Source organism: Trinickia terrae, from assembly GCF_005144415.1.
Lineage (GTDB): Bacteria > Pseudomonadota > Gammaproteobacteria > Burkholderiales > Burkholderiaceae > Trinickia_A > Trinickia_A terrae.
The window spans coordinates 50,628-74,286 of sequence record NZ_SWJE01000004.1 but is presented as its reverse complement, the minus strand read 5'-3'; the positions used below and the strand labels follow the sequence as shown (position 1 = coordinate 74,286).

The window sequence follows — 23,659 nt, the reverse complement described above, 5'->3', positions numbered from 1 at the left end:
ATTCAGCGCAAGCGGGTCTTGCCCTGCCGCGCGGATCGCTGAACCGGGACGCGACGCTCAATCCTCGTCGTCGCTCCACGGAATCTCGACATCAGTGACGAACGCGACGGTCGCGAGCGGCCGCCCTTCCTGTCGGCCGATCTTGCCGTCCGCGCGGTGCCATTCGACGCGAAACACCGTGTTCGGCGTATCGGCGAGCAGCCAGATGGTGCGCAGCTCGTCGGGATCGGCCTCCTCGACCGGGCCGTCGAGCGACACCAGCAGTTTCTGCGGCCACACGCCGTTGGCCGGATCGTAGATGCGATCGCCGTCGGGGAGCGACGTGAAGGCCTCGACGCCGATCGTCGCCGACGCGTCGGCGATCATCTTGCCGAGCGCGCGCAAGAGCGCGGTCGCCCGCGCGGAATTGGCCTGCCGCATCGCAAGATCGCCGCGGGTCAGCGCTTGCTCGAGTTTGGGATTGGCTTTCTGTTGCGCCATTCGATTTCCTGAGTCCAAAGAATCATTGTCCGCCGGCGTTCGCCGCCGGAAGTTTCATGCCGGGCGAATCCTACCATCGACGCGCATCAAGCCGCGTCGCCGGCCGGTCATGCTGAAAGTGTAGATCGCTTCGTCGGAAAGCAACGCCGGAAAGCAAAAAGCCCAGTCGCGAGAACTGGGCTTTTTGCTTGAATTCGTTGGGGTGGCTGATGGGACTCGAACCCACGACGACAGGAATCACAATCCTGGACTCTACCAACTGAGCTACAGCCACCACTGAAACTTGCTGCTTGACTTGCCGAGACCGTTGCCGAGACCGACCGGCCGCCAATCAAGAAGCGAGATTATACGAATATCGATCCAGCTTGCCAAGCCCCTCAATCGATAAATTCGATCGGCTCGCGCAAATAATTGCGCGCCTCGTCGAAGATCGCGAGGTCGCCGGCGGCGAGCTTTTTGTTGTCGGACAGGACGCGCCGCCAGCCACGCGAGCCCGCTACGCCGCGGTAAAGGCCCAGCGCATGGCGCGTGATCGCGCCGAGGAAGGTGCCGCCCGCGAGCTCGTCGGCGCAGTAGCGGATCAGGTCCGCCTCGATTTGCTCGCGCGTTCGCGCCGGCTCGGTCGCGCCGTAGAAGCGCGTATCGACCTCGGCCAGCACATACGGGTTGTGATACGCCTCGCGTCCGAGCATCACGCCATCGACGTGCTGCAAGTGCGCCTCGACTTCGTCGAGCGTCTTGATTCCGCCGTTGATGATGATCTCGAGCGCGGGGAAATCGCGCTTCAGGCGATAGGCGTAGTCGTACTTGAGCGGCGGAATCTCGCGGTTTTCCTTTGGCGAAAGGCCCTTCAGGATCGCGTTGCGCGAATGCACGATGAACACTTCGCAGCCCGCCTCCGCGATCGTGCCGACGAAGTCGCGCACAAACGCATACTCTTCCACGGCGTCGACGCCGATTCGGTGCTTGACCGTCACCGGAATCGACACCGCGTCGCGCATCGCCTTCACGCAATCGGCGACGAGCCGAGGCTCGTTCATCAGGCACGCGCCGAACGCGCCGCGCTGCACGCGCTCGGACGGGCAGCCGCAATTGAGGTTGATCTCGTCGTAGCCCCATTGCTCGCCGAGCTTCGCGGAGCGCGCGAGATCGTCCGGCTCGCTGCCGCCCAGCTGCAGCGCGACCGGCGCCTCCTCGGCGGAAAATGCGAGGTGGCGGGCGACATCGCCGAAAAGCAGCGCGCCCGTCGTCACCATCTCCGTATAGAGCCACGTGTGGCGCGAGATGAGCCGATGCAGGGAACGGCAATGACGGTCGGTCCAATCCATCATCGGGGCAACGGACACGCGGCGGGGACTGGGACGGGGCAATAACGACATGGGGCGAAATCTGCGGTGAGAAGCGGGAGCAAGCGGGAAGCGCGTGGGCGCGGCGGCAAATGCGAGGGGCGGCGCGCCATTAGCCATTAGTCAGGCGCCGATTTTACCGCATCGTCGCAGCACTCCGCCTGACATGCCCGCTCACCTTCGCCCTCCGCATCGCGATCGGGCGATGGCGGCCTGCCAAGCGCTGCCGCGACAGTCCGCCGTTCCGTTCTATTCCGCTCCCCGCTAACAAAAAGGCCGCCGGATAAACCGAGCGGCCGAAACACGATCGCATGCGCGAGGATCGCGCAGTTGCACTGTAGGACCCGCTCCCGGGCGGAACTAGCATCAGGCGCAAGAACCGGCGCAATCCACTTGATTTTGGCGGATGACGACAGCCTCGCGGCTTGCTCCGCGAGACGACCATCGCCCGCCCTCGACACCGCGCGCTCGCGTGCGCCGATATCCGCGCACACCGAAGGCAAACCACCGCCGCGCCGAAACGAATGGCCAGCGGCTAGAATGGAGCCCGCGCCAGCGCAGGGGCTTGGCCGGACCGGCTCGACAGCGCCGGCCGGATCAGCCCCCGACGCGCCCACCAATCAGGAGCTTCATTGATGAGCGGCGGTTTCTCCCGTCAATACGTAACCCGGTTGATCCCGATCTTCCTCCTGCTGTCGACGCTGGCGGGCTGCAGCGTGCTGTTCGGCCCGAAGCCAGCGCCGGAAGCCGAGCAGCCCGCCGCGCCGCCCGAGGAAGCTGCCTCCGAGGCCGAAGCGTCCGCCTCGGCCACCGAGGCAGCGTCCGCGCCGGCCGTGGAGCAGAAGCACGAAGCCGCCGAGGCGAAACGTCCGCCGCCGAAGAAACCCGTCTACCGGCCGCCGCAACGCGCGCGCGAGCCCGTCGCGCCGCCCGCTCCTCCGCCACCCCCGCCGCCCCCGCTCATCGTGACGCGGCTCCTGTCGCAAGAGCAGACACGTGGCCTGCTCGACACCAAGGTCCAGCGTCCCGACGGCAAGATCATCGGCCGCGCGATCGACATGTTCGCCGACGCGAGCGGCAAGCCGCAGAGCATGCTCGTCAATCTGGCCGGTTTCATGGGCGTCGGCGACCGCAAGGTGCGCTTCCCGTGGAACGCGTTCCGCTTCGGTCCCGCGCAGCGGAGAACGCCGATCACGCTCGATATCGGTCCGAACGAGTCGCCCGCGGCGGAAGAGTCGCGCTCGCGTGCCAAGGACAAGCGCGCCGCGAACAAGGCAAGCGGCGCGCGCGAGCTGCTGCTGCCCGTCATCGACGCCACCGTCGAGCGCCACAACGGCGAGCGCGTGGGCCGCGTGATCGACGTGCTGATCGACGGCAACGCCCAACCACAGGCCGCGGTGCTGGACGTGGGCAACCTCATCAGCCACGATCGACGCAGCATCGCGGCCGATTGGTCGGCCCTCCATTTCGTGACGAAGGACGACGAGATCGAGCTGCAAATGGATCTGTCGGATGCGCAGATCGAAGCCGCGCCGCCCTATTCCGCCGATCAGCCGGTGCGCGCGGTCACACCCGCACCGCCTGCCCCGCCGCACACCACCGGGCAAGCCGGGCCGACGGCGCCGGGCAGTTCATCGCCGGGTCTCGCGTCCGCCGCACGCCCTCAACGGTGACGACCGCACATGGCACTCGTACGTAGCCTTCGCGCGCTCGACTGGCTGAACTTCTTCCTCGCCAACGTGCAGACCGGCTTCGGGCCGTTCATCGCCTCCTACCTGACGTCGAACCGGTGGACGCAGGGCGAGATCGGCGTGGCGCTCTCGGTCGGCACGGCCACGGCGATGATCAGTCAGGTCCCGGCCGGCGCCTTGATCGACGTGATGCGCAACAAGCGCTTCGCGGGCGCCGCGGCGATTCTCGCGATCGCCGCCTGCGCGCTGTTGCTGGCGGCGAGCCCGACGCTCTTGCCGGTGCTGGCCGCCGAGGTCTTCCACGGCTTCGCGAGCTGCATGCTGACGCCGGCGATCGCGGCGATCTCGATTGCGCTCGTCGGCCGCCATGGGCTCGGCAACCGGCTGGGGCGCAATGCGCGCTGGGCCTCGATCGGCAGCGCGGTCGCAGCGGGCCTGATGGGACTCTTCGGGGAGTACTATTCCGCGCGCGCCGTGTTCTGGCTGACCGCGGCGCTCACGATCCCGGCCCTGGTGGCGCTTTCGATGATCGAGAACACCGGGGCCGCGCCCTACGGCGCCCCGCCGCCGCCCGAGGAACGCGAAAGCATGTCGGTGCTGCTGCGCGACAAGCGCATGCTGATCTTCGCGGCCTGCATCGCGCTCTTTCACCTGTCGAACGCGGCGATGCTCAACCTTGCCGCGGGCGAAGTCACGACGCATATGAGCGACAACGTCCAGCTCGTGATCGCGGCGTGCATCATCGTCCCGCAAATGGTGGTGGCGGCGCTCTCGCCGTGGGTGGGACGCTCAGCCGAGCGGTGGGGCCGACGGCCGATCCTGCTGCTCGGGTTTTCCGCACTGCCGGTGCGCGCGCTTTTGTTTGCGGGCGTCAGTAGCCCGTACCTGCTCGTGCCGGTGCAGCTGTTCGACGGCATCAGCGCCGCCGTGTTCGGCGTGATGCTGCCGCTGATCGCCGCCGACGTGGCGGGCGGCAAGGGGCACTACAACCTCTGTATCGGCCTCTTCGGCCTGACGGCGGGGATCGGCGCGACGTTGAGCACGCTCATCGCCGGCTTCATCTCCGATCACTTCGGCAACGCGGCCAGCTTCATGGTGTTGGCTGTCGCGGGCGCGCTGGCGGTATTCCTCGTCTGGGCGGCGCTGCCGGAAACACGCGATGCCGAACCGGCCCCCGCCGCGGAACCCGCCGGCGACAGAGAGCAGTCGTCCGCGACCGGACAATGACGATACGCAGTCGCGTCACAAACGACGTGACTGCGTATCCGTTCGATCGTTCCGGTAAATAGCGCCCCTAGCCCGGCTGCAGTTCGCGATCGACCGCTTCGCGCGCCGCATCGAGAGCCGCCTCGGCCGCCTTGTGCTCGGTCGGCCAGTAGCCGTCGATGTGCACGAGACGCCAATCCACCACCACCTCGTCGCCCCTGAGCACACGAAAGTGCGACTTCACACCGGTCATCACCTGCTCGACGGCGACTTCGAGGTCGTAGCCCTTATAGGCCTCCTGATAGTCGCCCATATCGATGCCTTTTGCTTCCACGGCGGCCTCCCCGTCCATCGAATCAGTCGCAATCGCCTGACAGATACTTGCGGCCGTCGCAGGTGATTTCGACCGCGCCGTCGCCGGATTCGCCGGCGAGGCCGGCTTGCATCAGCTCGGCGGCTACCGCGCTCGACAGCGGCGGCGGCGCCTGCCCGACGCCCACGTCGTTCAAGCGCCGCAGTGCTTCGATTGCATCAGGACTCAGAGACTTCGACATGGCAGGCTCCTCGTTGCGCTTGCGCTCCCGATTCATCCTAGCACTTTCGACGCATTTCGCCGGACGCGTTTTGGACGCCCGCGCACATCGAAAACGACAGAGCCGCCGGCGCGACGCGCGCCGGCGGCTCTATGAACCCTTCCAAGAAAACCGGCGGGAAAAACCGTTCAAAGACGCGCGATCGACACCTCCGTCGACTTCACGAGCGCCACCACCTCGGAGCCGACCTTCAAGTCGAGCTCGTCGACCGAGCGCGTCGTGATCACCGACGTGACGATGCCGAACGGCGTATCGACGTCGACTTCGGACACCACCGGCCCGCGGATGATCTCCTTGACCTTGCCTTTGAATTGATTGCGTACGTTGATCGCCGAAATGCCCATATGAGTCTGCTCCAGGTTGAATGAGTGGATGTCGATATCGATGAAGAACGTGTTTCAGATCGCCCAGCGCACGTCGCCAGGCCGCAGGATGCGCTCGGGCTCGCGGTCGTAGGGCGCAACGGCGGGCTCGCCGCGCGGCGTGCTCGCGAGGACGCGCTGCAGCACCGCGTCCTCGAGCGCCGCGAACGCCGCCGACGCGCGCGCACGCGGTCTGTCGAGCGGCACCGACTGGTCGAGCGCGATGTGTCCGTCTTCGATCAGCAGGATCCGGTCGCCGAGCGCAACGGCTTCCTGCACGTCGTGCGTGACGAGCAGCGCGGTGAAGCGGTGCTCGCGCCAGAGCCGCTCGATCAGCGCGTGCATCTCGATGCGGGTCAGCGCGTCGAGCGCGCCTAGCGGCTCGTCGAGCAGCAGCAGTTGCGGCCGGTGCACGAGCGCGCGAGCGAGCGCCACCCGCTGCCGCTGCCCGCCCGAAAGCTGCGCTGGCCAATCGCCGGCGCGCTCGAGCAAGCCGACTTCCGCGAGCACCGCGCGCGCTGTCTCTCGCGCGCCGCGGCCGAGCCCGAGCATCACGTTCTGCAGGACCGTCTTCCAGGGCAGCAGACGCGCGTCCTGGAACATCATGCGGGTCTCGAGCGGCGCGCGGGCTTCACCGTTCTTGGCGAGCACGCCCGCATCCGCGTGCTCGAGCCCGGCAATCAGCCGCAGCAGCGTCGATTTCCCGCAGCCGCTGCGCCCGACGATCGCGACGAAGCTGCCGCGCTCGATCGACAGATCGAAGTCCGAGAGGATCGTGCGCTCGCCGTAACGCTTGCCGACACCGCGCAGTTCGACGGCGGCGTCGACGGACGGATTGCCTCCGGCCGTGCGCACAAGCGCGCCCGAGCTTTCCGCCGCAACCGCTGCGCCGCCAGGCTCGCGATCGCTCGCATGCGCCTGGACCAGCTCGGCCTCGAGATCGGCCCCGGCGATGCCGCCGAAGGATGTCGCGAGTGTCGTCGCCGTCATGCTTTCGCTCCTCGTTGATAAGCCGGATGCCAGCGCAGCGTCACGCGCTCGAGCGCCTTGGCGAGCAGGTCGGCGAGCTTGCCGAGCGCCGCATAAAGCAGGATGCCGACCACCACCACGTCCGTTTGCAGGAATTCGCGCGCATTCATCGTCATGTAGCCGATGCCCGATTGCGCGGAGATCGTCTCGGCGACGATCAGCGTCACCCACATCAAGCCGAATGCGAAGCGCACGCCGACCAGAATCGACGGCAGCGCGCCGGGCAGGATCACATGCCGGTACAGCGCGAAGCCCCTGAGACCGTAGCTCTTCGCCATCTCGATCAGGTTCGCGTCGACCGAGCGGATGCCATGGAACGTGTTCACGTAGACCGGGAAGAACACGCCGAGGGCGACGAGGAACAGCTTCGCTTTCTCGTCGATGCCAAACCACAGGATCACGAGCGGGATCATCGCGAGCGCCGGAATGTTGCGGATCATCTGGATCGTCGTGTCGAGCGCCGTTTCGGCGGGCTTGAAGAGGCCCGTCGCGAGTCCGAGCGCAAGCCCTATGCCGCCGCCGATCGCAAAGCCCGACACCGCGCGCAGCGTGCTCACCTTGACGTCGGTCCACATCTCGCCGGACTCGATCAGCGACCAGGCCGCCTTCACGACTGCGAGCGGTTCGGGAAGGATGCGCGCCGAGAGCGTCCCGCTTTTCGCGGCCAGCTCCCAGGCGACGAGGATCGCGAGCGGCACGAGCCACGGCGCGAAGCGCGAGAGCGTGCCGCGCGCGGCGTTGAAAGAAGTCTGAGCCATGGAGGTTTGCCTTTGACGGACGAACGATGCGCGCTTCAGCTCTGGCTGACCTTCGGCAGATAGTTGTTGCCGACGATCTCGCCGAACGGCCCCGACAGCGGCCCGTTCGCGCGCTGCCGTCCGCGCCCCGGCAGCAGCGGGAACACGAGCTCCGCGAACCGGTACGATTCCTCGAGATGCGGATAGCCGGACAGGATGAACGTCTCGATGCCGAGCTCCGCGTACTCGCGCATGCGCGCGGCGACTTGCTCTGGATTGCCGACCAGCGCCGTGCCGGCGCCGCCGCGCACGAGCCCGACGCCCGCCCACAGGTTCGGATAGACCTCGAGCTCCGCGCGGCCGCCGCGCTTGCCGCCATGCAGCGCCGCCATGCGCCGCTGCCCTTCCGAATCCATCTTCGAGAATGACGCCTGCGCCCGCGCGATGGTGTCGTCGTCGAGACGGCTGATCAGGCGCTCGGCATCGGCCCACGCTTCGTCTTCGGTCTCGCGAACGATCACGTGCAGCCGGATGCCGAACTTGATCTCGCGGCCCCGCTCGGCCGCGCGCCGGCGAATGTCGGCGATCTTCTTCCCGACCGCCTCGGGCGGCTCGCCCCAGGTCAGATACGTATCGATATGGTCGGCCGCGATCGTGTGCGCCGCCGGCGACGAGCCGCCGAACCACAGCGGCGGATGCGGACGCTGCACCGGCGGATAGAGCACCTTGCCGCCTTTCGAGCTCAGGTGCTTGCCGGAAAATTCGATCGCTTCGTTCGTGTGCGACGCGGCGAGCAGATCGCGCCAGATGTGCAGGAACTCGTCGGTGATCTCGTAGCGCGTGTCGTGGCCGGCGAACAGGCCATCGCCTTCGAGCTCGGCCGCATCGCCGCCGGTCACCACGTTGATCAAGAGACGCCCGTCCGAGAGCCGGTCGAAGGTCGACGCCATCCGCGCCGAGAGCCCCGGCGACGCGATGCCCGGCCTGATCGCAACGAGGAATTTCAGTCGCTTGGTCGCAGGAATCAGGCTCGAAGCAACGACCCACGCGTCTTCGCAGGAGCGGCCCGTGGGCAGCAGCACGCCTTCGTAGCCGAGCGTATCGGCCGCGGCGGCGATCTGCCGGAAGTAGTTGTAGTCCGCTGCACGCGCGCCTTCGGTCGTGCCGAGGTAGCGGCTGTCGCCGTGGGTCGGAATGAACCAGAACACGTTCATCTAGCTGCTCCTGCTGGGTGCCTGTGATGGATGAGGAGCAGCCAGTCTAGGGAGCGGTCCCGGCGTTTAGAACCATTTATTTGAGCTTTGGTTTTCCGCTTTCGTGCTTAGGACGACGCTTTAGCGTACCCGGGGCGCACTACGGCAGCGCGGCCTCTATAATGTCGCTCGTTCTGAAATGCGGCGCAGCTTGCGGGAACGAACGACAAGCGCGCCCCTCTCGGTGCACTACATGCAAAAAATCATTCTGCCTTTCGTGTCCGGCTTTCTCGCCGCCCTGTTCTTCCACGAGGCCACGCTCGCGCTCTTGCACGCCGCCGGCCTCATCGACGCGAACGGTTTTTCGACCGCACCGTTCATGCCGCTCGGCATCCCCGAATTCATCGCCAACGCCATCTGGAGCGCGGCTTGGGCCGTGCTGATGGGGTGGCTTTTGCGCGTGTCGCCCGAGCGCGTCGCGCCTTGGGTGCAGTCGTTCGTGTTCGGAGGGATCGTGCTGACCGCGGCCAGCACCTTCGTCATCGACCCGGTGCGCGGCATCTGGCCGAGCGGCAACATGCTGCCCCGCCTGGCGGTCGGCTTTGCCGCGAATGCGATGTGGGGATGGGGCGCGCTCGTGTTCATGCGCGCCTTCATGGCGGGGCAGGAAGAAGAATGATTCCCGGGCCGCGTCAGCCCGCCAGGTGACGCAAGGGATGCTCGGCCGCGGGCCACGGGCTCTCGAACATCCGCTCCACCTCTTCTCGCGTGACGTCCTCGACGCGCGCAATGCGCCATACGGGGCGATTGTCCTTGTCGACAATGCGCGCCCGTACGCCTTCCATCACGTCGCCGTGCGCGAACGTCGAGCGCGTCAGGTCGAGGTCGCTGCGCAAGCGCTCGGCCATCGAGCCTTCCGCGCGCACCACGACTTCCAGCGACACCGCCATCGACAGCGGCGAACGCTCGCGCATCGCGCCGGCCGCCTCCTCGGCCCAGTCGCTCGCCGTGCAATCGGCTTCGGTATCGAGCGAAGCCAGGATGCCCGCGATGTCGGGCTGCGCGAAATGCCGGTCGATCCAGGCGCGCGCCGCCGCGAGCCGCGACGTGTCGGGCGTCGGCACGACCTTGCACAGCGACGCCGCGCGCCGCACACATTCGACGGCCTCCGCCCCGCTTGCGAACGGCTCGCGCGCAAGCGCATCGAGCAGCGCGGGCACGGCCTCGTCGTCGACGTAAACGTCGGCGAGACCGGCATAGAGCGCATCGGCCGCTTCGATGGTCGCGCCCGTCACCGCGAGATAGCGCCCGATCGCGCCCGGCGTGCGCGCGAGAAACCAGCCGGCGCCGACGTCGGGAAAGAGGCCGATGCGCGTCTCGGGCATCGCCATGCGCGTCGAGCCCATCACGACGCGCAAGCCGCCCGTGCGATGCGCGGGCAGCGAGATGCCCATGCCCCCGCCCATCACGATGCCGTTCATCAGCGCGATATAGGGCTTCGGATAGGCGAAGATCGCGTGATCGAGCGAGTATTCCTCGATGAAGAAGGTATCGACGGCCGCCTGGTCGCCGCGCGTATAGGCTTCGTGGAAGAAGCGCACGTCGCCGCCCGCGCAGAACGCACGCGGATGCGGGCTATGGACAAGCACGGCGAGCACGTCCGGGTCGTCGCGCCACGCGTCGAGCGCGGCATGCATCGCGCGGATCATCGAGGTGGACAGCGCGTTGAGCGCCTTTGGACGGTTCAGCTCGATGAAGCCGATGCGGTTCGCGACATAAGCGCGAACCTCTTCGCTCTCGGTGACGGGAACGGATTCGGGCGTGGACATGAGCGGCGGCGCGACAGTGAATGACGGCCACCACGGTATCACGTTACGCGCGCTTCGCGCGTCGCGCTTGCGGTGCGCCGAACCAAGCGTCGATTGCGGCATCGACGAGCTTTTCAACCGGCGACTGGGGATAGATCGGGCAAGTCAGCGAGAGCGCGACGATGCCGTGCAGCGTCGCCCATAACGCCTCGACCCAGGTGCGGCTGTCGGCTGCCGGTGGCACGCACCCAGCCGCTTTCAGCTCTTCGATCGCATTCGCCAGCAGATGAAACGCAGCATCGCCCGCATCGCCGTTTGCGGCCGCCGATGCGCCGTCGCCGGCATCGTCCGCGGCGGCGTTCGAGCTGCCCAGCGCCGCATCGGCATAGCTCGGATCCTCCATGAAGATCAGACGATACGTCTCGCGATTTGCGAGTCCGAAGGCGACATACGCGTGGGCGATCGCTCTCAGGCGCTCGCGCGGCTCGGCGATCTGCGCGTGCGGCGCAAGGCTCGCGAGCAATTGCTCGTAGCCCTCGGCGCACAGCGCGCGAGCGATGTCGTCGCGGCTTTCGAAATGAAGGTAGAGCGTGGCGGGCGAGTACTCGATCGCATCGGCGATCTTGCGCATCGACAGCGCGGCGAAGCCCTCGCGCATCACGATCGCGCGCGACGCGTCGAGGATGCGCTCCCGCAGCGCCTGCTTCTGGCGGTTTTTTCGTTCGGCGATTCCCATGGCAGGCATTTTCGGGTTGACAAACTGAAAAGTCAAATTAAACTGAACACCGCTCACTGAACGATGTTCAGTTTTTACTCGGCAATCATCGCCCGGGGTGCAGCCCCATTTATGGAGTCGTCATGGAAAACGTCACGCGGGCAGGGAAAGTCGGCCTATTCGGAGCAGCGGGCGCCGCGGGCCGCAGCATTGCCGCCGCGCTCGCGGCGGCAGGCCGGGACTACCGTGTCGTCGGCCGTCATCGCCAGCCGCTCGAAACGCAATTCGGTGGCGATCCCCGCGCGGAGATTGCGACTTGGGACCTCGATGACCCGGCCTCGGTCGCGGCCGCCGCGCGCGGGCTGCAAACGGCCGTGTACCTGGTCGGCGTGCCCTATCACCAGTTCGCACTGCATCCGCAGCAGATGCAAAAGGCGCTCGATGGATTCCGCGCCGCCGGCGTCGAGCGGCTGATCCTGGTCGGCACCGTCTATCCGTACGGGCGCGCGCAAACCCATCCAGTGAACGAAACCCATCCGCGCGAGCCGCACACGTTCAAGGGACGCATGCGCCTCGCGCAGGAAAACCTCGTTCTCGAATCGCACGGAAAAGACGGCTTGCAGACCCTCGTGCTGCGGCTGCCGGATTTCTACGGTCCCGGCGTGGAGCGCAGCTTCCTGCATGGCGTGTTCGAAGGCGCGGCAAAGGGCGCACGTGCGCAGATGATCGGCCCGATCGACGTGGCGCACGAATTCGTATTCATGCCCGACGTCGGCCCGGTCGTCGAAAAGCTCACGCGCACGCCCGAAGCCTATGGCCGCGTGCTGCACCTCGCCGGCGCCGGAACGATCACGCAACGCGAAATTGCCGAGACGGCCTATCGGCTGGCCGGCCATGCGCCCAAGCTGATGGTCGCCGGCAAGCCGCTCCTGCGTCTCTTCGGTCTATTCAATCCGCTATTGCGCGAGCTCGTGGAAATGCACTACCTGTTGACCGATCCCGTCGTGCTCGACGACAGCGCCTTGCGCGCGCTGCTCGGTCCGATCGAGAAGACACCCTACGAGGACGGCATCCGGCTATCGCTCGAAGCGGCGCTAAGCGCCGCCGGCGCACGGCAAGCGGTCAGCGCCTGAACGCAACGAGGTCAGGCCGCTTATTCACGGCATCGGCGATGCGTCAAATTCCGCTCACGTGGTGCACGTAAAATGCGCGCACCTTGAAAAACGACGGAGCACGAGATGGGCAAGTACTTCCTCGCAGGCCGCGAGGTCGCGGAAACCGACGCCGCAACGACATGGTTTGAGCACGCGGCGAGCAAGGGAATCGATATTTCGCGCGCCATCTGCATCTGGGAAGACGCTGCGACTATCGATGGCGGCCAAAGCCGGCTCGCGGTCGGCGAGGCCGGCATTCGCATCGAGTTCGCGCGGTAGAAGCGAGCACGATCGCGCGGCGGCGCGTGCGCGCGCTTCAATGCGCCTGCATCTTCGAGAACAGATTGAGCACGGCGACGCCCGCGACGATCAGGCCGAGCCCCGCGACCGCCGCCAGATCGGGCACCTGCCGATACAGCACGACGGCGACGAGCGTGATCAGCACGATCCCGACCCCGGACCAGATCGCATAGACGATGCCGACGGGCATCGACTTCAACGTGAGCGAGAGGCAATAGAACGCCACGCCATATCCCGCCACGACGACGAGCGACGGCCAGAAGCGCGAGAACCCTTCGGCCGCGCGCAGCGCCGAGGTGCCGATCACTTCGGCGACGATGGCGATCGCGAGCCACGCATATCCCGGCATCGCGTCACGCCTTTGCAAGCGCGAGCTTGCTGTAGTCCTGGCCGAGCTCCGCGCAAAGCGCTTCGACGACGAGCTCATGATCGGCGCGTTGCGGCAGCCCCGACACCGTGACCGAGCCAATCACGCCCACGCCCGCCACGGTCAGCGGAAACGCGCCGCCGTGCGTCGCATACTCGGCGACCGGCAAGCCGTGCTTGTCGGCGAGCGTCGTGCCGGCCTGCTGCATCCGCAGGCCGATCGCATACGAGCTGCGCCGGAAATGCGCGACGACGTTGCTCTTGCGGCGCACCCAATCGACGTTGTCCGGCGTCGCGCCGTCGAGCGCGCAGAAAAAGAGCGGCTGACCGAAAGTACGCACGTCGATCGCGAGCACGTGACCGCGCGCGAGCGCGATCTCATGCAAATACGCGCCGAGCTGCCACGCGCGCGCGGCGTCGAAGCGAGGGAAAACAAGCGCATGTTCTTGTGCAGCGATCGCTTGCAGATCGTGAGCGATATCCATGGAATGAGCCGAGGTCCAAATGAAATATGGGGAGACGCGCATCGCGTGCGCACATCGGCAGTGAAGCGAGTACACGAGATGCGAATCGAGTTCGCCACGATTCTAGCGCACGCCCTGCTCATGAATTTGGATGCGAGCCGCCGTGGTTCGGCCAATCGGCGACATGCTGCCGCGCGGCTTGCGCGGCGCCGAATTTCAACTCGATCGACAAAGGGTGTTGCGTCGCCATCCCATTTGCCCTATAATCTTTTCTTCGACGGACGCGGGGTGGAGCAGTCTGGCAGCTCGTCGGGCTCATAACCCGAAGGTCGTAGGTTCAAATCCTACCCCCGCAACCAAGCAGCACAGAACACAAGCAAGATTCCAGGAAAGCCCGATCATCGCGATCGGGCTTTTTGCATTTGCAGCGTCATTTTCCGCTCGCCTCTGCGTGCTCCCGCTCGCATTGCGATACCCGCCATCAGTCCCGAGTGAAGAGAAACCCCTACCCGGTGATAAACTCTCTCCACACTTTTCCGCCCGCTTCCTATGAAATTCTGTTCAGCCTGCGGCCAGGCGGTGAGCTTGCGCATACCGGCCGGCGATAACCGCGAGCGCTTCGTCTGCGAGAGCTGCGGCACCGTGCATTACCAGAATCCCCGCAATGTGGTCGGCACCGTGCCCGTCTGGGACGACAAGGTGCTGCTGTGCCGCCGCGCGATCGAGCCGCGCTACGGCTACTGGACGCTCCCGGCCGGCTTCATGGAAATGGGCGAAACCACATCGGAAGCAGCCGCGCGCGAAACGCTCGAGGAAGCCGGCGCGCGCGTCGAAGTGCAGCATCTGTTCTCCCTCCTGAACGTGCCGCACGTGCATCAAGTGCATCTCTTCTACCTCGCCCGCCTGCTCGACCTCGACATCGAGGCCGGCGAGGAAAGCCTCGAAGTCAAGCTCTTCGACGAACGCGAGATTCCGTGGGACGACATCGCGTTCCCCACGGTCGGCCAGACGCTGCGCTTCTTCTTCGCCGACCGCGCGGCGGGCAGCTACGGGCTGCATACGGGCGATATCTTCCGCTCGCTGCGCGACGGCTGAGCCCCCGCGACGACGCATGGTCCCGTGGCTCGGTCCCGACGATCCGTTTCCGCCTGTCGAGCGCGCGCTGGGCGCCACGAGCGGCGCGCCGGGGCTGCTCGCCGCCAGCTCCGACCTCCTTCCCTCGCGCCTCATCGACGCCTACCAGCACGGCATCTTCCCGTGGTACTCGGACGGTCAGCCGGTGCTGTGGTGGAGCCCCGATCCGCGCATGATCCTCATGCCCGGCGAGTTCAAGGTGTCGCCGTCGCTCAAGAAGACGCTCAAGCGCGTGCTGCGCGAGCCACGCTGGGAAGTGCGCGTCGATTGCGAGTTCGCGGCCGTGATGCGCTCGTGCGCGCAGGCGCCGCGGCGCGGCCAGCGCGGCACCTGGATCACGGCGGAGATCATCGACGCCTATTCGTCGCTGCATCGGGTCGGCGACGCGCACAGCATCGAGACCTGGCTCGACGGCGTACGCGTCGGCGGCCTTTACGGCGTGTCGTTCGGCAAGATGTTCTTCGGCGAATCGATGTTCGCCGAAGTCACCGACGCCTCGAAGATAGCGCTCGCCGCACTCGTCGCGCATCTGCGCCGCCATGAGGTCGAACTGATCGATTGCCAGCAGAACACGGCGCACCTGGCGTCGCTCGGGGCGCGGGAGATCGCGCGCAAAGCCTTCGTCGCGCACGTGAGCCACGCCGTGGCCGCCGCGCCGATTCCCTGGCGATTCGACAAGACGGTGCTGCTGGATCTCGTCGCTGCGCGCGGCGATAGCGATCGCTGATCCGGCCCCGCTCGCCCGGCGCCCGTTTTCATCCATCGCATCGCCGCCACATGCGCGCCATTGCACACGAGACGAAACAAACGCGCGCCGTCCGCAATATACTTGTCATCGACACTGGCCGCGGCGCTTGCCGCGCGCCGCCTGCCCCAAGACCGAGCCCGTCCCGGCTGCCTTGTACAGATAGGCCGACTCGGCTTGCGATACCAAAAGACGACGCTTTGAGAGCCGCCAATGACTCACCCGAATGAGCTGCCGCTTTCACCGCTTTCGGCGCTGCAATTCTATGCAACCGCGCCCTATCCATGCAGCTATCTGGACGGGCGCATCGCACGCTCCCAGGTCGCTACGCCAAGCCACCTGATCAATTCCGACGTCTATACCGAGCTCGTCAAGACGGGCTTTCGCCGCTCCGGCGTCTTCACCTATCGCCCGTATTGCGACGGCTGCCGCGCGTGCGTGCCGGTGCGCGTGCCCGTCGATGCGTTCAAGCCGAACCGCACGCAGCGCCGCGTGTGGAAAAAGCACGGTGACCTGATCGCGTCGGTCGCGCCGCTGCACTACGACGAAGAGCACTACGCGCTCTATATGCGCTACCAGGCCGCGCGTCACGCGGGCGGCGGCATGGACCGCGACAGCCGCGATCAATACGAGCAATTCTTGCTGCAAAGCCGGATCAATTCGCGGCTCGTCGAATTCCGCGAGCCGCCCGTCGAAGCGCACGACCTCACGCACCGCACGGCCGCCGAGCAAGGCAAGCTGCGCATGGTGAGCATGATCGACATCCTCGGCGACGGCCTCTCGTCGGTCTATACGTTCTTCGATCCCGACGAGCCGCACGCGAGCTACGGCACCTACAACATCCTCTGGCAGATCGAGCAGGCGAAGAGCCTGCGGCTGCCGCACGTCTATCTCGGCTACTGGATACGCGAGAGCGCGAAGATGGCGTACAAGTCCAACTTCCGTCCGCTCGAAGGCCTCGTCGAGGGCCGCTGGGGAGTGCTGGACACGGAAGGCGCGAACCTGCCGGGCGTCGATGCGGCGGGCTCCACGGGCGAACGCTGAGAGACTGCCGGCAACGGCGTCGCGCATCGGCGCCGATGCGTTGACGCCGGCATTGGAGCGTTGGCCCATGCCCTCACCGTTCCACATGCCACGGCGGAAGCGCACCCCAAACCCGCTAAAATAGCGGGTTACCAAAATTCCGCCACCCGGCTCCTTCCCGTGCTCAGCTCCCTCTACCCGCTCGTCCGCAGCCTGCTCTTTCGCATCGACCCGGAAAAAGTCCACCACCTGACGCTCGCCGCGCTCGGCGCCGCGGGCCGCTCCGGGCTCGCGGGCATGCTCGGCCCGCGTGTGCCCGATGCACCGCGCACGGTGATGGGACTCACGTTCCGCAACCCGGTCGGCCTTGCCGCCGGGCTCGATAAGGACGGCGCCTGCATCGACGGCTTCGCCGCGCTCGGCTTCGGCTTCGTCGAAGTGGGCACGGTCACGCCGCGCGCGCAGCCCGGCAATCCGCGCCCGCGTATGTTCCGGCTGCCCGAAGCCAATGCGATCATCAACCGGATGGGGTTCAACAACCAGGGCGTCGACCAGTTCGTGAAGAACGTGCAGGCGGCGCGTTATCGCGGCGTGCTGGGCCTGAACATCGGCAAGAACGCCGATACGCCGATCGAGCGCGCCGCCGAGGACTATCTCTACTGCCTCGAGCGCGTCTACCCGTTCGCGAGCTATGTGACGATCAACATCTCGTCGCCGAACACGAAGAACCTGCGGCAATTGCAAGGCGCGGGCGAGCTCGACGCGCTGCTCGCGGCGCTCAAGGACAAACAGCAGCGCCTCGCCGACATGCACGGCAAGCTCGTGCCGCTCGCGCTGAAGATCGCGCCCGACCTCGACGACGAGCAGATCAAGGCGATCGCCGATACGCTGCTGCGCCACCAGATCGAAGGCGTGATCGCGACCAACACGACGCTCTCGCGCACCGCCGTCGCCGGCCTGCCTCACGCCGACGAGGCCGGCGGCCTGTCGGGCAAGCCCGTGTTCGACGCCTCGACGGAAGTGATCCGCAAGCTGCACGCCGAAGTCGGCCAGACGGTGCCGATCATTGGGGTTGGCGGCATCTTTTCGGGCGAGGATGCGCGTGCGAAACTCGCCGCCGGAGCGTCGCTGATGCAGCTCTACACGGGCTTCATCTACCGCGGTCCGGCGCTGATCGCCGAATGCGCGGCCGCCGCCCGTACTCGCTCCGCGTAATATAGAAATAAACAAACGATATTTATCTGGCGATTGCATTTTGGCTATCATTGCGCCGATAACAACGCCCCACCGGGCAAGGACAGGTACACGATGAAATTTGCGTTGCTGAAAACAGCCCCCACGCCTGCCGCTTCGCGTCAGCCCCCCCCGAGGGGGCCAAGGAAACTTGGGGCGGCCCGGCGTTTCCTTGGGAAGCTCTTGGTTGCCGGCCTGATCGGCGCGACGTTCACCGCAGTCACCGCGCACGCGGAAGACCTGCTCGATCAGGTCAAGGCGCGCGGCACGCTGCGCGTCGGCCTCGAAGGCACGTTCCCGCCGTTCAACTCGAAGGCGGCGAACGGCGAGCTGGTCGGCTACGACGTGGACATCGCCAAGGCCGTCGCCACGAAGCTCGGCGTGAAGCCCGAGTTCGTGACGACCGAGTGGAGCGGCATCATCGCAGGCCTGCAGGCGGGCAAGTTCGACGTGATCGTGAACCAGGTCGGCGTCACCGATGCGCGCAAGCAGACGCTCGACTTCTCGCCGGCCTATACGTACTCGGCCGCTCAACTGATCCAGCGCAAGGACGACTCGCGCCAGTTCAAGTCGCTCGATGACCTGAAGGGCCTCAAGCTCGGCGTGGGTCTCGGCACGAACTACATGGACATGGCGAAGTCGGTGCCCGGCATCGACGTCAAGACCTACCCGGGCGCGCCCGAGTATCTGCGCGACCTCGCGGCCGGCCGCCTAGACGCCGCGCTCAACGACCGCCTGATGCTCGCCTACCTGATCAAGAACTCGCAGCTGCCGCTGCGCACGGGTGCGACGCTCGAAGGGGGCAACCCGTCGGCGATTCCGTTCAAGAAGGGCAATCCGAAGTTCGCCAAGGCGATCGACGACGCCATGACCCAGCTCGAAGCGGACGGCACGTTCTCGAAGATCTCCGACAAATGGTTCGGCATCGACGTGACGAAGCCGATCGCGAAGTAAGCAGAGCAGAGCCGGACTCATACGCGTTACAAAGCAGCAATGCGAAGGGCGGCATCGCGACGATGCCGCCCTTCGCATTTTGCGTATGATGGGCGCTCGATTCGTTTCCCCGGTACGTAAGGCCTTCCAAGAACATGTCCACCACCTCCCTGCTCGTCCAGTCGATGCCGGTGCTCGCGCAGGGTGCCGTCCTGACCGTCAAGTTCGCGGTGCTGTCGATGGTCTTCGGGCTCGTCGCGGCCGTCGTGCTGGCATTGATGGGCATCAGCCACAGCAAGCCGCTCAACTGGATTGCGCGCGCCTACGTGAGCCTCATGCGCGGCACGCCGCTCCTCGTGCAGATCTTCGTCATCTACTACGGCCTGCCGAGCCTCGGGATCGAGCTCGATCCGACGCCGGCCGGCGTGCTCGCGCTGTCGGCGAACGTCGCGGCCTATCTGTCGGAAAGCATGCGCGGCGCGATCAACGGCATCCATCGCGGCCAATGGCTCGCGGCGTACAGCCTCGGCCTCTCGCGCCGCCAGACGCTGCGCTTCGTGATCGGCCCGCAGGCGCTGCGCATCGCCGTGCCGAGCCTGTCGAACAGCCTCATCAGCCTGATCAAGGATACGTCGCTCGTGTCCGTCATCACGGTGACCGAGCTCTTGCGCAGCGCGCAGGAGATCATCGCGTCGACCTATCAGCCGTTGCCGCTCTATCTCGCGGCGGCGGCCGTCTATTGGGTGCTATGCCAGGTGCTGGAGTGGGGGCAGCGCTGGTATGAGAAGCGGCTCGCGCTGCCGTCGCGGCATTGAGCGCGACGGGCGCGCTTCGTGTTGATGCGTGCGGGCGCCCGTCCGCACATTCACCTATCGGTCAGCGCGACGCCAGCGGTGCGGGCGCGTCGAGCAGCGCACCGAAGCGATCGAGACGCGGCAGGTAGGCGTGGGCCGCGTCGAGCGAATACGCGACGCGGCGTGCGCGCCCCATCACCTCGCTACGCGGGAAGAAGCCGAAGTAGCGCGAATCGGCGCTGTTGTCGCGATTGTCGCCGAGCATCAGGTACTCGCCGGGCGGCACGACGATAGGGCCGAACGAGCTACGCGGGCTCGGAGACATCGGCGACAGACGCACCGTGTGCGCGACGCCGTCAAAGCGTTCCGTCAGGTACTCGCCGGGCGAGTCCGGCGCATCGCTCATCGGCGCTACAGCGAACGGCAGGTAGTCGGCACGCACGCCGTTCACATAGAGCGCGTTCTCGCGCAGCGCGATCCGGTCGCCTGGCACGCCGATCACGCGCTTCACGAGCAGCTCGTGCGCGGCCGACGAATCGATCGTCACGATGTCGCCGCGCTGCGGATCGCCGAGATGCGCGAGCGCCACGTGCGTGAACGGGATGCGCAGGTCGTAGGCCATCTTGTCGACCAGGATGCGGTCGCCCTCGCGGATCGTCGGCAGCATCGAGCCGGTCGGCACGACGTTCCAATCGGCGATCGCGCTGCGAAACAACACCATCAGGAAGAGAAACGCGATCAGGTTCTTGTTGTCGCGCCAGAGTTTGCCCACGATGCGCATCGCTGCGGCTCCTATGGAAGAGATTCGAAAGCTTGGCTTGCCCGCCGGACGCGGGCGAGCGGCGGTCATCTTAGCACCGGGCCCGGCGCGCAGGCAGCCCGCCGCCCGTGTGAGCGCAGCGGTCCAAAGCGTTTTTCGGTGAGCCTTTATTCGCCCGCGTACCTGAGCCCGAGCGTCGCGCGCGCCGAGTCCATCATCGAGATCATCTGCAGCGATTTCGCGTGCGTCATCACCGGACTCTCGAGCGCGCCCGCGCGGATCAGCTCGCAAAAGTGCGCCGTTTCATAGTTGAGACCGCCGCCTTCGAACGGCTCGTCGAGCTCGGCGATGCGGCCGTCGACATAGCGGATCGTCGCGCGCGCCGGGTTCCACCAGTTTTCGTGGATCGTCACGCAGCCGAGCGGCCCGGCCAGCAACGCATCGCCCCTGCCTTGCAGATCGAGTCCGCAGAAAAGCTGCGCGATGCCGCGCTCGTGCCGGCAATTGAGGCTCGCGAAGGTATCGACGCCCGTCGGGCCGAGGCGGCCGATCGTCTGCACGTCGAGCGGCGCGCCGAGCCAGTCGACGGCGAGAAAGGCCTCGTAGATGCCGATATCGAGCAGCGCGCCCCCCGTGTGATCGAAGGAAAACACCGGATGGTCCGCCCGCGCGCTCGCCGTCGCGCAGCCCGCGCGCACGAGCCCGACCTCGCCGACCGGATCGCTCGCGAGGTGCTCGCGCAGCTTGCGATAGAGCGGATAGAACGGCGGCTTCATCGCCTCCATGAAGAGGCGTTGTGCGTCGCTCGCCGCGGCGAGCACGCGCTCGAGCTGCCGCGCGTTGATCGCCGCGGGCTTTTCGCAGAGCACGTGCTTGCCCGCGGCGAGCGCGGCCAGCGCGTAGTGGGCGTGGCTGTCGTGCAGCGTGGCGATGTAGACGGCGTCGATGTCGCTCGCGAGCAGCGCTTCGAGGCTCGCGCAGGCGTTCGCGCCGAATTGGCGGGCGTAGGCAACCGCTGCGGGCGCCCGGCGCGACCAAACTTGTGTCATCCGCGCGCCGGGCACGTGCGCGAGGCCCTGGCCGAAGCGGCGCGCGATATTGCCCGCGCCGACGATGCCCCAGCGAACGGGGGCTTCGCTATTCGTAGCGTTGTGGTTCATCGATGAAAGGCGTGTCGAAGTGGCGGTGTCTGAAGTTGCGCGGCGGCAACGCGCGCGCTGGAATCGCCGTAATGATAAGCGGCTCGGCAACGGCACGCGGACTCAAGCGCAGCCGCAAACGTTTGCGCTCGCATCGACTAGAACGGAACAACGCGGGAATGGCAAAACCCAAGCGCAGAGCACGCCCGGGCGGCGCCCCGCACTCGCAGGCGCCGGAGACGTCCAGCCGGCTACTTGCGGCCGGGCACTTCGATCGAGAACTCGCGGCCAATCTCGTCCGCGGTGAAGTCGATCAGCGCGAGCGCCGCCGTTTCGGCCTCTTTCGGGTCGCGCCGCTCGATCGCCTCGACGACGCGCGCATGCGTGCGCACCGAGATTTCCCAGACGCCGGGCTTCTGGTTGATCATCGGGTTCACCGTCGTCAGCGCGCCGCGGATGATCGCCGCCATCTGCTGGAAGAACTGGTTGCCGCTCGCGTGCACGATGCGCGTATGCAGCAACTCGTCGGCCGCTTCGTAGCCCGGCTCGCCGGGGGCGATCGTCTTGAACACGTCGAACGCCTCGCGGATGCCCGCCACTTCCGACACGCTCGCTCGCGAGGCCGCCTGCGCCGCCGCGCGCGGCTCGATCAGCATGCGGAACTCGATCACGTCGCGCATGAAGAGCGGATCCGGCTTGGCGCGAAAGCGCCAGTTGACGACGTCCTCGTCGATCATGCGCCAGTCGCGCATCGAGCGGATGCGCGTGCCGACCTTCGGCCGCACGTCGAGCATGTGGCGCGCGAGCAGCATCGACAGCGCCTCGCGCATCACCGTGCGGCTAACGTCGAACTCCTTCGACAGCACGTCCTGCGGCGGCAGAATCGCCCCATATTTTTCTTCGACGATGCCCGTGACGAGCCCGTCCATCACTTTGCTGACCAGTGAGCGGTCCTTGCCCTGCTCCATGACACCCCCCGATGCGCCGTCCGACGCCTGATTCATTTCGCGCCCTCGTGTGCCCTGTTGTCTTTCCGATACGGTGCTGCGGCCAATATGAATATGCCAGATGGGAAATTCCTTACAGGGTTTTTCCGTCTGACGAAAGCGCCGCGGAACGTGCTTGCGCAGCAACGGCGCTCCGCGCCAGCCCGTATCTTCAAACCGGTGAGTACCATAGGACATTGTAGAAAATGAGCGACGCCCAAACGTACGCGACCGCGCGCTGCGGTCTATCGATGCGCGGCTTTCGCCCGCGCCTCGAGCGCGTACCCCCAACTCCCCCTGACTTACTGCCTGCCGCCTCAGGCCCGCACGAAAGCGAGCCTCAGCGCATACCTAACGGCCCCGCGGCGTAGCGTTGCCCGCGGGCCCGCCGCCATTCGGCCGGCTCCGCCACGCCGCACGGACCGCCGCGCACGAATGCGACGGATCGCATGCCGCACGCGGCGCCGCCGGTCTCCTGCTCCCGGCGGAAACCGAACCTTTCATAAAGCACACGCTGCCCTGCCGGCGCGAACGCTTTCACCCTGTGCCCCGGCCAACGCGCGTCGACCACATGCATCACGTGCGCAACGAGCGCGTCGGCGGTCCCGTCGCCGCGACGCGACGGGCTCGTCAGAATCTTGTCGATCACGACTTCCTGATATTCGGCCTCGCCGGGACGAATTCGCGCATAGGCGACGATCGGCATTGGGCGCGTCATGTCTTCATATGCGAACACGTGCAGCGCCGTCTCGTCATAGCCGTCCGCATCGAGATGCACGCGCGACGCTTCGACGACGAACACCGCGCTGCGCGCGCGCAGGATCAGATACAGTTCGCGCGCGCTCAGTTGATCGAATTCGAGCGTTGTCCAGTTCATCGCCGGCTGCCATCAGGAAGGTAAGACGAATTGCCATGCTGCACGGTACGTCGCGAGAGAAGCGCTTTCCGTGCGCAATCGCACCCAATTTTCCGATTTCAGCCTACGAATCCAGGGGTATCAGGTGATTCCGACCTCTTCCCCCGATTAGTTGCCACTGCTTACCAACCGCCACCGGGACCCGCGGAGCCTGTGCAGCCAGCAGTAGCGCCAATTGCCTTTCGTGTGCGCATTCGTTTTGTCTCAACAATGAGCCATTCGCGGCATGCGCGACTTATTACAAAGCGCGTGGCGTTTTCGGCTCCCGTTCCGCTCCCTGTTTCAGCGTTGTCGGCGCCCCAATGCATGGTTCGACTTTGTAACCATTTTCGCGCGCGCCCTTACCCCATCAAGCGTTGCGATTGCGCAGACCAATGCGTGCAGCGCAGCAAAGTCGGGCTCCGATGCAACACATCTGAATCAATTTCGGCATGCGGGCCCAAGCCCCTATCCGCCCCCGGCGCGGCAGATTCGGCCGGCTGGCGTCGTTGGCTGGTTGCTTGGCGCATGCCGCTGAAGCCCCGTGCCATCGGGACGCCAGGGTTTCAAACA

27 protein-coding genes and 2 tRNA genes are annotated in these 23,659 nt (G+C 66.2%); 12 read left to right on the top strand and 17 right to left on the bottom strand.

The window, feature by feature from the left end; translation table 11 throughout:
* Positions 1-57: 57 nt before the first annotated feature.
* The 3 genes from FAZ69_RS08100 to dusA all read right to left on the bottom strand — a co-directional run bounded on the left by FAZ69_RS08100 (position 58) and on the right by dusA (position 1,859).
* Positions 58-480 carry a hypothetical protein gene (locus FAZ69_RS08100; protein WP_136893433.1) on the bottom strand — a complete coding sequence of 141 codons (423 nt, stop codon included), beginning with the start codon at positions 478-480 and terminating at the stop codon, positions 58-60.
* Positions 481-678: 198 nt separating this feature from the next.
* Positions 679-754 (bottom strand) — tRNA-His (locus tag FAZ69_RS08095).
* Positions 755-857: 103 nt separating this feature from the next.
* Entirely contained in the window at positions 858-1,859 is a 1,002-nt protein-coding gene (gene dusA / locus FAZ69_RS08090; RefSeq protein WP_136893432.1) for a tRNA dihydrouridine(20/20a) synthase DusA, read from the bottom strand.
* Positions 1,860-2,461: 602 nt separating this feature from the next.
* Between dusA and FAZ69_RS08085 the strand changes: the two genes are divergently transcribed.
* Together FAZ69_RS08085 and FAZ69_RS08080 are read left to right on the top strand one after the other, a co-directional pair.
* Positions 2,462-3,499 (top strand): PRC-barrel domain-containing protein, encoded by a 1,038-nt coding sequence (locus tag FAZ69_RS08085; protein WP_136893431.1) that lies wholly within the window; start codon positions 2,462-2,464, stop codon positions 3,497-3,499.
* A 9-nt stretch (positions 3,500-3,508) separates the two neighbouring features.
* Positions 3,509-4,744, top strand: coding sequence for an MFS transporter (locus FAZ69_RS08080; protein WP_136893430.1), 1,236 nt, complete (start codon positions 3,509-3,511; stop codon positions 4,742-4,744).
* Between the two features lie 67 nt (positions 4,745-4,811).
* On the opposite strand, the gene FAZ69_RS08075 is transcribed toward FAZ69_RS08080, so the two are convergent.
* The 6 genes from FAZ69_RS08075 to ssuD form a co-directional block, all read right to left on the bottom strand.
* Complete coding sequence (locus tag FAZ69_RS08075) at positions 4,812-5,057, bottom strand: DUF6566 family protein (RefSeq protein WP_136893429.1); 246 nt, start codon at positions 5,055-5,057, stop codon at positions 4,812-4,814.
* A gap of 22 nt (positions 5,058-5,079) precedes the next feature.
* Positions 5,080-5,277: a hypothetical protein gene (locus tag FAZ69_RS08070; protein ID WP_136893428.1), complete on the bottom strand. Its 198-nt coding sequence runs from the start codon at positions 5,275-5,277 to the stop codon at positions 5,080-5,082.
* A gap of 167 nt (positions 5,278-5,444) precedes the next feature.
* Positions 5,445-5,660 carry a TOBE domain-containing protein gene (locus tag FAZ69_RS08065; protein ID WP_063496361.1) on the bottom strand — a complete coding sequence of 72 codons (216 nt, stop codon included), beginning with the start codon at positions 5,658-5,660 and terminating at the stop codon, positions 5,445-5,447.
* 54 nt (positions 5,661-5,714) lie between these two features.
* Complete coding sequence (locus tag FAZ69_RS08060; RefSeq protein ID WP_136893427.1) at positions 5,715-6,668, bottom strand: ATP-binding cassette domain-containing protein; 954 nt, start codon at positions 6,666-6,668, stop codon at positions 5,715-5,717.
* Positions 6,665-7,465, bottom strand: coding sequence for an aliphatic sulfonate ABC transporter permease SsuC (ssuC, locus tag FAZ69_RS08055; RefSeq protein ID WP_136893426.1), 801 nt, complete (start codon positions 7,463-7,465; stop codon positions 6,665-6,667). The genes FAZ69_RS08060 and ssuC overlap by 4 nt, the downstream gene beginning before the upstream one ends.
* A gap of 35 nt (positions 7,466-7,500) precedes the next feature.
* Positions 7,501-8,658 (bottom strand): FMNH2-dependent alkanesulfonate monooxygenase, encoded by a 1,158-nt coding sequence (gene ssuD / locus FAZ69_RS08050; RefSeq protein ID WP_136893425.1) that lies wholly within the window; start codon positions 8,656-8,658, stop codon positions 7,501-7,503.
* A gap of 232 nt (positions 8,659-8,890) precedes the next feature.
* Between ssuD and FAZ69_RS08045 the strand changes: the two genes are divergently transcribed.
* Positions 8,891-9,316, top strand: a complete 426-nt coding sequence (locus FAZ69_RS08045; RefSeq protein ID WP_136893424.1) for a hypothetical protein — start codon at positions 8,891-8,893, stop codon at positions 9,314-9,316.
* Positions 9,317-9,329: 13 nt separating this feature from the next.
* Here FAZ69_RS08045 and FAZ69_RS08040 read toward each other — a convergent pair whose 3' ends face one another.
* Positions 9,330-10,466: an enoyl-CoA hydratase/isomerase family protein gene (locus FAZ69_RS08040; protein WP_136893423.1), complete on the bottom strand. Its 1,137-nt coding sequence runs from the start codon at positions 10,464-10,466 to the stop codon at positions 9,330-9,332.
* A 43-nt stretch (positions 10,467-10,509) separates the two neighbouring features.
* On the bottom strand, positions 10,510-11,181 hold the full coding sequence (locus tag FAZ69_RS08035) for a TetR/AcrR family transcriptional regulator (protein ID WP_136893422.1): 672 nt from the start codon (positions 11,179-11,181) through the stop codon (positions 10,510-10,512).
* A 122-nt stretch (positions 11,182-11,303) separates the two neighbouring features.
* Between FAZ69_RS08035 and FAZ69_RS08030 the strand changes: the two genes are divergently transcribed.
* Complete coding sequence (locus tag FAZ69_RS08030) at positions 11,304-12,293, top strand: NAD-dependent epimerase/dehydratase family protein (RefSeq protein ID WP_136893421.1); 990 nt, start codon at positions 11,304-11,306, stop codon at positions 12,291-12,293.
* Positions 12,294-12,398: 105 nt separating this feature from the next.
* On the top strand, positions 12,399-12,593 hold the full coding sequence (locus FAZ69_RS08025; protein ID WP_136893420.1) for a hypothetical protein: 195 nt from the start codon (positions 12,399-12,401) through the stop codon (positions 12,591-12,593).
* A 37-nt stretch (positions 12,594-12,630) separates the two neighbouring features.
* Here the strand turns inward: FAZ69_RS08025 and FAZ69_RS08020 are convergent, their stop codons facing one another.
* Both FAZ69_RS08020 and FAZ69_RS08015 read right to left on the bottom strand, forming a co-directional pair.
* A complete protein-coding gene (locus FAZ69_RS08020) occupies positions 12,631-12,963 on the bottom strand; it encodes a DMT family transporter (protein WP_136893419.1) in 333 nt (110 codons plus the stop codon).
* A gap of 4 nt (positions 12,964-12,967) precedes the next feature.
* Positions 12,968-13,465, bottom strand: a complete 498-nt coding sequence (locus FAZ69_RS08015; protein ID WP_136893418.1) for a heme-degrading domain-containing protein — start codon at positions 13,463-13,465, stop codon at positions 12,968-12,970.
* Positions 13,466-13,726: 261 nt separating this feature from the next.
* Between FAZ69_RS08015 and FAZ69_RS08010 the strand changes: the two genes are divergently transcribed.
* From FAZ69_RS08010 to FAZ69_RS07980, 7 genes are all read left to right on the top strand, one after another.
* Positions 13,727-13,803 (top strand) — tRNA-Met (locus FAZ69_RS08010).
* Between the two features lie 190 nt (positions 13,804-13,993).
* A complete protein-coding gene (locus tag FAZ69_RS08005; protein ID WP_136893417.1) occupies positions 13,994-14,539 on the top strand; it encodes an NUDIX hydrolase in 546 nt (181 codons plus the stop codon).
* Between the two features lie 16 nt (positions 14,540-14,555).
* The gene (aat, locus tag FAZ69_RS08000; protein ID WP_136893416.1) at positions 14,556-15,305 is read left to right on the top strand and encodes a leucyl/phenylalanyl-tRNA--protein transferase; all 750 of its coding nucleotides are present in this window, start codon (positions 14,556-14,558) and stop codon (positions 15,303-15,305) included.
* Positions 15,306-15,536: 231 nt separating this feature from the next.
* Positions 15,537-16,367, top strand: coding sequence for an arginyltransferase (locus FAZ69_RS07995; RefSeq protein ID WP_136893415.1), 831 nt, complete (start codon positions 15,537-15,539; stop codon positions 16,365-16,367).
* A gap of 159 nt (positions 16,368-16,526) precedes the next feature.
* Positions 16,527-17,561: a quinone-dependent dihydroorotate dehydrogenase gene (locus FAZ69_RS07990; protein ID WP_136893414.1), complete on the top strand. Its 1,035-nt coding sequence runs from the start codon at positions 16,527-16,529 to the stop codon at positions 17,559-17,561.
* Between the two features lie 201 nt (positions 17,562-17,762).
* Positions 17,763-18,533, top strand: a complete 771-nt coding sequence (locus FAZ69_RS07985; RefSeq protein ID WP_136893413.1) for a transporter substrate-binding domain-containing protein — start codon at positions 17,763-17,765, stop codon at positions 18,531-18,533.
* Between the two features lie 134 nt (positions 18,534-18,667).
* Complete coding sequence (locus FAZ69_RS07980) at positions 18,668-19,327, top strand: amino acid ABC transporter permease (protein WP_136893412.1); 660 nt, start codon at positions 18,668-18,670, stop codon at positions 19,325-19,327.
* A 61-nt stretch (positions 19,328-19,388) separates the two neighbouring features.
* On the opposite strand, the gene lepB is transcribed toward FAZ69_RS07980, so the two are convergent.
* The 4 genes from lepB to FAZ69_RS07960 form a co-directional block, all read right to left on the bottom strand.
* Entirely contained in the window at positions 19,389-20,087 is a 699-nt protein-coding gene (gene lepB, locus FAZ69_RS07975; RefSeq protein ID WP_136893411.1) for a signal peptidase I, read from the bottom strand.
* A 146-nt stretch (positions 20,088-20,233) separates the two neighbouring features.
* Positions 20,234-21,226 (bottom strand): Gfo/Idh/MocA family protein, encoded by a 993-nt coding sequence (locus FAZ69_RS07970; protein ID WP_136893410.1) that lies wholly within the window; start codon positions 21,224-21,226, stop codon positions 20,234-20,236.
* A gap of 230 nt (positions 21,227-21,456) precedes the next feature.
* Positions 21,457-22,173 carry a FadR/GntR family transcriptional regulator gene (locus FAZ69_RS07965; protein ID WP_136893670.1) on the bottom strand — a complete coding sequence of 239 codons (717 nt, stop codon included), beginning with the start codon at positions 22,171-22,173 and terminating at the stop codon, positions 21,457-21,459.
* Between the two features lie 358 nt (positions 22,174-22,531).
* Positions 22,532-23,068, bottom strand: coding sequence for a GNAT family N-acetyltransferase (locus tag FAZ69_RS07960; protein ID WP_136893409.1), 537 nt, complete (start codon positions 23,066-23,068; stop codon positions 22,532-22,534).
* Positions 23,069-23,659: the final 591 nt, after the last annotated feature.

Coding starts and splice junctions, on each gene's coding strand:
- ssuC (WP_136893426.1), bottom strand. CDS start 7,465: ATGGCTCAGACTTCTTTCAACGCCGCGCGCGGCACGCTCTCGCGCTTC.
- FAZ69_RS08015 (WP_136893418.1), bottom strand. CDS start 13,465: ATGGATATCGCTCACGATCTGCAAGCGATCGCTGCACAAGAACATGCG.
- dusA (WP_136893432.1), bottom strand. CDS start 1,859: ATGTCGTTATTGCCCCGTCCCAGTCCCCGCCGCGTGTCCGTTGCCCCG.
- ssuD (WP_136893425.1), bottom strand. CDS start 8,658: ATGAACGTGTTCTGGTTCATTCCGACCCACGGCGACAGCCGCTACCTC.
- FAZ69_RS07980 (WP_136893412.1), top strand. CDS start 18,668: ATGTCCACCACCTCCCTGCTCGTCCAGTCGATGCCGGTGCTCGCGCAG.
- FAZ69_RS08080 (WP_136893430.1), top strand. CDS start 3,509: ATGGCACTCGTACGTAGCCTTCGCGCGCTCGACTGGCTGAACTTCTTC.
- FAZ69_RS08040 (WP_136893423.1), bottom strand. CDS start 10,466: ATGTCCACGCCCGAATCCGTTCCCGTCACCGAGAGCGAAGAGGTTCGC.
- aat (WP_136893416.1), top strand. CDS start 14,556: ATGGTCCCGTGGCTCGGTCCCGACGATCCGTTTCCGCCTGTCGAGCGC.
- FAZ69_RS08100 (WP_136893433.1), bottom strand. CDS start 480: ATGGCGCAACAGAAAGCCAATCCCAAACTCGAGCAAGCGCTGACCCGC.
- FAZ69_RS07970 (WP_136893410.1), bottom strand. CDS start 21,226: ATGAACCACAACGCTACGAATAGCGAAGCCCCCGTTCGCTGGGGCATC.
- FAZ69_RS07965 (WP_136893670.1), bottom strand. CDS start 22,173: ATGGAGCAGGGCAAGGACCGCTCACTGGTCAGCAAAGTGATGGACGGG.
- FAZ69_RS08045 (WP_136893424.1), top strand. CDS start 8,891: ATGCAAAAAATCATTCTGCCTTTCGTGTCCGGCTTTCTCGCCGCCCTG.
- FAZ69_RS08025 (WP_136893420.1), top strand. CDS start 12,399: ATGGGCAAGTACTTCCTCGCAGGCCGCGAGGTCGCGGAAACCGACGCC.
- FAZ69_RS08065 (WP_063496361.1), bottom strand. CDS start 5,660: ATGGGCATTTCGGCGATCAACGTACGCAATCAATTCAAAGGCAAGGTC.
- FAZ69_RS07960 (WP_136893409.1), bottom strand. CDS start 23,068: ATGAACTGGACAACGCTCGAATTCGATCAACTGAGCGCGCGCGAACTG.
- FAZ69_RS08035 (WP_136893422.1), bottom strand. CDS start 11,181: ATGGGAATCGCCGAACGAAAAAACCGCCAGAAGCAGGCGCTGCGGGAG.
- FAZ69_RS08070 (WP_136893428.1), bottom strand. CDS start 5,277: ATGTCGAAGTCTCTGAGTCCTGATGCAATCGAAGCACTGCGGCGCTTG.
- FAZ69_RS07995 (WP_136893415.1), top strand. CDS start 15,537: ATGACTCACCCGAATGAGCTGCCGCTTTCACCGCTTTCGGCGCTGCAA.
- FAZ69_RS08020 (WP_136893419.1), bottom strand. CDS start 12,963: ATGCCGGGATATGCGTGGCTCGCGATCGCCATCGTCGCCGAAGTGATC.
- lepB (WP_136893411.1), bottom strand. CDS start 20,087: ATGCGCATCGTGGGCAAACTCTGGCGCGACAACAAGAACCTGATCGCG.
- FAZ69_RS08060 (WP_136893427.1), bottom strand. CDS start 6,668: ATGACGGCGACGACACTCGCGACATCCTTCGGCGGCATCGCCGGGGCC.
- FAZ69_RS08030 (WP_136893421.1), top strand. CDS start 11,304: ATGGAAAACGTCACGCGGGCAGGGAAAGTCGGCCTATTCGGAGCAGCG.
- FAZ69_RS08005 (WP_136893417.1), top strand. CDS start 13,994: ATGAAATTCTGTTCAGCCTGCGGCCAGGCGGTGAGCTTGCGCATACCG.
- FAZ69_RS08085 (WP_136893431.1), top strand. CDS start 2,462: ATGAGCGGCGGTTTCTCCCGTCAATACGTAACCCGGTTGATCCCGATC.